Genomic DNA, 3,932 nt, shown 5'->3' with positions numbered 1-3,932 from the left:
TCCTTCCACTATCTATACGCCGTTCTGGTGCTGCTGCCCTTTGAACTGCTGCTCATGGCGGTCATGAACGCCTCCAACCGGAAAAAGGCCCCTACCCCCTGGACCCAGAAGGATGTGGGCGCGGTGGATCTGACGCCCTGGAAATACCGCTGGGTAGCGACCGCGTTCATCGTTATTTGCGTGGTGATCGTCTACGTAGTGTTCTCGCCTTTGGGTATCGGGACCTGGGGATATTCTCAGCCTTGGTAAGCATCGGGGCAAAATTCCGCTTCACTCTTTTACCCCTTCTCATCTCCTTCGCAAACGCTTTGCCGGTTTGCGCGGGAAGGAATATACGGTCCGGTTCCTCCGGGAACCGGACCGTATATTCCTATTCTTCTGCCCTGCCTTGGCTCTCCCGGCGATAGCGGGCGGGAGACGTGCCCTCCCGTTTGACGAATACGTTGATAAAGCTGCCGCTGGAAGCGTAGCCCACCTCATAGGCGATCTCCTCTACGGACCGGGAAGTGTTGGCCAGCAGGATCTTCGCCTTGTCAATCCGGGTGTTGATAACGTATTCCATGGGGGAAAAGCCGGACTGCCGCTTAAAGCAGTGGGAAAAATAGTAGGGGCTCAGCTTCGCCACCTTTGCCAGCTCGTCCAGGGTCATGGACCTGCCCACGTTGGCCCGGATGTACTGGATGGCGTCCTGAACCGGCCCGCCCGCCTCCTTTTCCTGGGGCGTGGGGGACAAGAGGATGTCAAAGAGCCGGTAAATGCGCATGGAGCTGTCGAAAGGCGTTTCCAGGCCGTCCCGCTCGTAGAAGTCCACCATATCCCGGAGCAGCTTCCCCACCAGAATGTTAGTGTCCCTCTGGATCAGCCAGCCCTGCATGTCAATGATATGCCGGCAGAGCTCGTGGGAATTGGACCCGTCGAAGTGCATATAGACGAATTCCAGGCCGTCCTCCGCGTGGTAATAGTGAGGCTCCGTGCAGTCCAGAAGAATGACGTCCCCCCGCTTTGCCCGGCGGGTTTCTCCCCGGTACTCCACCCGAAACACGCCGTTTCGGACATAGGCCGCCAGCAGGGGCGGGTAGGTGTCCCGCCGCATGAAGTAGCTGGAGGTACAGAAGTAGTGCCCGCACCATGTAGGATAAAACAACATCCGTTTCGCAAGCTCCGGCGGTGTGAAGGAAAAGCAGACGGACTGGGGCAGGATGCCGGGATCGACGCTTTTCATAGGGCGGCCCTCCTTTTTTGAATCAAAGCAAGAATGATGAATGATACAGCAAGGCGGCGGCTTTCTTTTTCTATTCATACAAATTATAATAAAAATCAGGAAATGGAAATTGACAGAAACAACAAAATTGTTGCACTTTTCTTGTCAGTTTCTACCTGTCAGGCTTTGGCGAGCATGAGGGGCAAACGCCCACAATTTTAAAAGAAAGAGTGTGATCTGTTATGTTGATCGGCGAGAAGAAAATTGAAAGACCGTTCCGCTGGGGCATCGTCGGCGGAGGCAAGACCAGCCAAGTGGGCTACAAGCATCGCCTGGGCGCCATGCGAGACAACACCTCCTTTGTCCTGACCGCCGCCGCTTTCGACATCGACTTTGAGCGGGGCAGGGAGTTCGGCAAAAACCTCTGCATGGACGAGACCCGGCTGTACCCCGACTATCAGACCATGTTCGCCGAGGAGGCCAAGCGGCCCGACGGCATCGAGGCCGTGGACATCGCCACTCCCAACTTCCTGCACTACGAGGCATGCAAGGCCGCCCTGGAAGCCGGTCNCCATGTGATCTGCGAAAAGCCCCTCTTCTTTGAGGTGGAGCAGGGCCTGGAGATTCAGAAGCTGGCGGAGGAAAAGGGCAAGATCGTCTGTGTGGACTACGGCTTCTCCGGCTTTGACCTGCTGAGCCAGATGCGGCATATGATTCTCAACGGCGCCATCGGCGAGGTCACCATGGTGGACCTGCGCTATGCCCATGGCTTCGGCTGCGACCCCACCGGCGACACCCAGGCCGAGGGCCAGATGTGGCGCGTGAATCCCGCCAAGGTGGGCCGCTCCTTTGTGCTGGGCGACCTGTCCACCCATACCTTCTACATGTCTGAGATGATCTGCCCCCAGCTGAAGCTGAAGCAGGTCCTCTGTGACCGCCAGAGCTTCATTAAGACCCGCGCTCCCCTGGAGGACAACGCCTATGTGCTCATGCGCTATGAAAACGGCGCGGTGGGCCGGATGTGGGCTTCCTGCGTCAACGCCGGCGACATGAGCAGCCAGCACATCCGCATCGTGGGCACCAAGGCGTCCCTGGAGTGGAACGACATGCACCCCGACGAGCTGCGCTACGAGGTCCAGGGCCAGCCGGTCCAGACTCTGATCCGCGGCATGGACTACCTCTGCGGCGACGCGCTGGAGTACGAGCGTCTGGGCGCCCTGCACTACACCGGACTCATTGAGTCCTGGTCCAACCTGTACAACCGCTTTGCCGTCGCCATGGACGCCAAGAACCGGGGCGACGAGGAGACCCTCAAGAATCTGGTGTATCCCGACCTGGCCCACGGCATCGACGGCATCCGCTGGATCAATAAGTGCGTGGAGTCCGCCGACAAGGGCGCCGTGTGGGTTGATTTTGAGTAAACAAATTTTCCTTCTCCCGCGTCTGCTGCCAGGCGCGGGAGAAATCCTAAAATAGAAAAGGAGTTTCATGATGAAGCTGGCTATTTGTACCGATGTATTCGCCGAGCTGTCCTACCCGGACATGCTGGATAAAGTGAAGAGCCTTGGCATTGACGCCGTGGAAATGACCGCCGGAGGCTGGGGCGCCCGGAAGCACTGTAACACCTCCGAGCTGCTGAGCAGCCGGGAGAAGCGGGAGGCGTTCCTGGCAGAGCTGGAGAAGCGGGGCATGCGGATTTCCGCTCTCAACACCTCCTGCAACCCCACCTGGCCCAGCGAGACGGGCAAGGAGTACGCCCGGAGCATGTATGACTGCGCGGAGCTGGCGGGCAAGCTAGGCGTGAAGAAGATCGTGGCCATGGCGGGTCTCCCCGCCGGCGCGCCCGGCGACACCACCCCCAACTGGATCACCTCCACCGTCTCCTGGCCGGACTTCATGGCCCCCGCTTACGAGTACCAGTGGGAAGTGACCATCGCCTTCTGGAAAGAGTTCGCCAAGCACTGCCAGAAGTGCGGCGTGGAGCAGATCGCCATCGAGGAGTTCCCCGGCACCATGGTCTGGAGCGCTTCCACCCTGCTGAAACTCCGGGAGGCCGTGGGCGATATTATCGGCATCAACCTGGACCCCTCCCACATGATGATTCTGGGAGCGGACCCCATCGCCGCCGCCCGCGCCCTGAAGGGCTGCATCTATCATGTCCACGGCAAAGACGCCCGGATCGAGCGGGGTCTGGCCGATGTGGACGGCCTGCTGGAGCCCCGCCCAGTCACCGACTCCGCTGAGCGGGTCTGGAATTACGTAGCCGTGGGCTGCGGCAAGGACCTCCAGTGGTGGAAGGAGTTCTTCTCCGTGGTCCATATGTTGGGCTATGACGGAGATGTGTCCCTGGAGATGGAGGACCCGACTATGACCGTTGATGCAGGAGTCAACACCTCCATCGACGCACTGCGGCAGACAATCAGTCAGTAAATTGCGAAAAGCGGCTAATCCAGTGTCCTCGCCTTTTGTTTAGCGACATGTTTTTGGAAAGGAGCGCCTATTATGAAAATCGCCTTTGACGTTGATGTCTTAGCTAAGCAGATGCCCATTAAGGATTACGTCCGGAAGGTGGCCGACTGGGGCTACAAGTACATTGAGCAGTCCCCCCATCCCCGGATCAACCCCTTCTACAAGCACCCCCTCTTCTCCAAGGAGTGCGAGGAGGAGTACCGCAAGGCCCTGAAGGAGTCGCGTGTCGAAATCTCCAGCTTCATCGTGGACTACCGCTGGT

3 protein-coding genes and 2 pseudogenes are annotated in these 3,932 nt (G+C 58.7%); 4 read left to right on the top strand and 1 reads right to left on the bottom strand.

Annotation, left to right across the window (positions count from 1 at the left end; all coding sequences use genetic code 11):
• Positions 1–249, top strand: a pseudogene (locus JX325_RS13340) (hypothetical protein); the annotation flags it as partial.
• A 121-nt stretch (positions 250–370) separates the two neighbouring features.
• Here the strand turns inward: JX325_RS13340 and JX325_RS13335 are convergent.
• Positions 371–1,222: an AraC family transcriptional regulator gene (locus JX325_RS13335; RefSeq protein ID WP_204791590.1), complete on the bottom strand. Its 852-nt coding sequence runs from the start codon at positions 1,220–1,222 to the stop codon at positions 371–373.
• Positions 1,223–1,443: 221 nt separating this feature from the next.
• Here JX325_RS13335 and JX325_RS13330 point away from each other — a divergent pair, with 221 nt between their 5' ends.
• The 3 genes and pseudogenes from JX325_RS13330 to JX325_RS13320 all read left to right on the top strand — a co-directional run.
• Positions 1,444–2,622, top strand: a complete 1,179-nt coding sequence (locus tag JX325_RS13330) for a Gfo/Idh/MocA family protein (protein ID WP_204791589.1) — start codon at positions 1,444–1,446, stop codon at positions 2,620–2,622.
• Between the two features lie 67 nt (positions 2,623–2,689).
• Positions 2,690–3,631 (top strand): sugar phosphate isomerase/epimerase, encoded by a 942-nt coding sequence (locus JX325_RS13325; protein ID WP_243414087.1) that lies wholly within the window; start codon positions 2,690–2,692, stop codon positions 3,629–3,631.
• Positions 3,632–3,703: 72 nt separating this feature from the next.
• A pseudogene (locus JX325_RS13320) lies at positions 3,704–3,932 on the top strand (sugar phosphate isomerase/epimerase); the annotation flags it as partial.

The organism is Oscillibacter sp. CU971, from assembly GCF_905219725.1.
Lineage (GTDB): Bacteria > Bacillota > Clostridia > Oscillospirales > Oscillospiraceae > Oscillibacter.
This window is presented reverse-complemented; position numbering and strand designations above follow the sequence as displayed.

Coding starts and splice junctions, on each gene's coding strand:
- JX325_RS13335 (WP_204791590.1), bottom strand. CDS start 1,222: ATGAAAAGCGTCGATCCCGGCATCCTGCCCCAGTCCGTCTGCTTTTCC.
- JX325_RS13325 (WP_243414087.1), top strand. CDS start 2,690: ATGATGAAGCTGGCTATTTGTACCGATGTATTCGCCGAGCTGTCCTAC.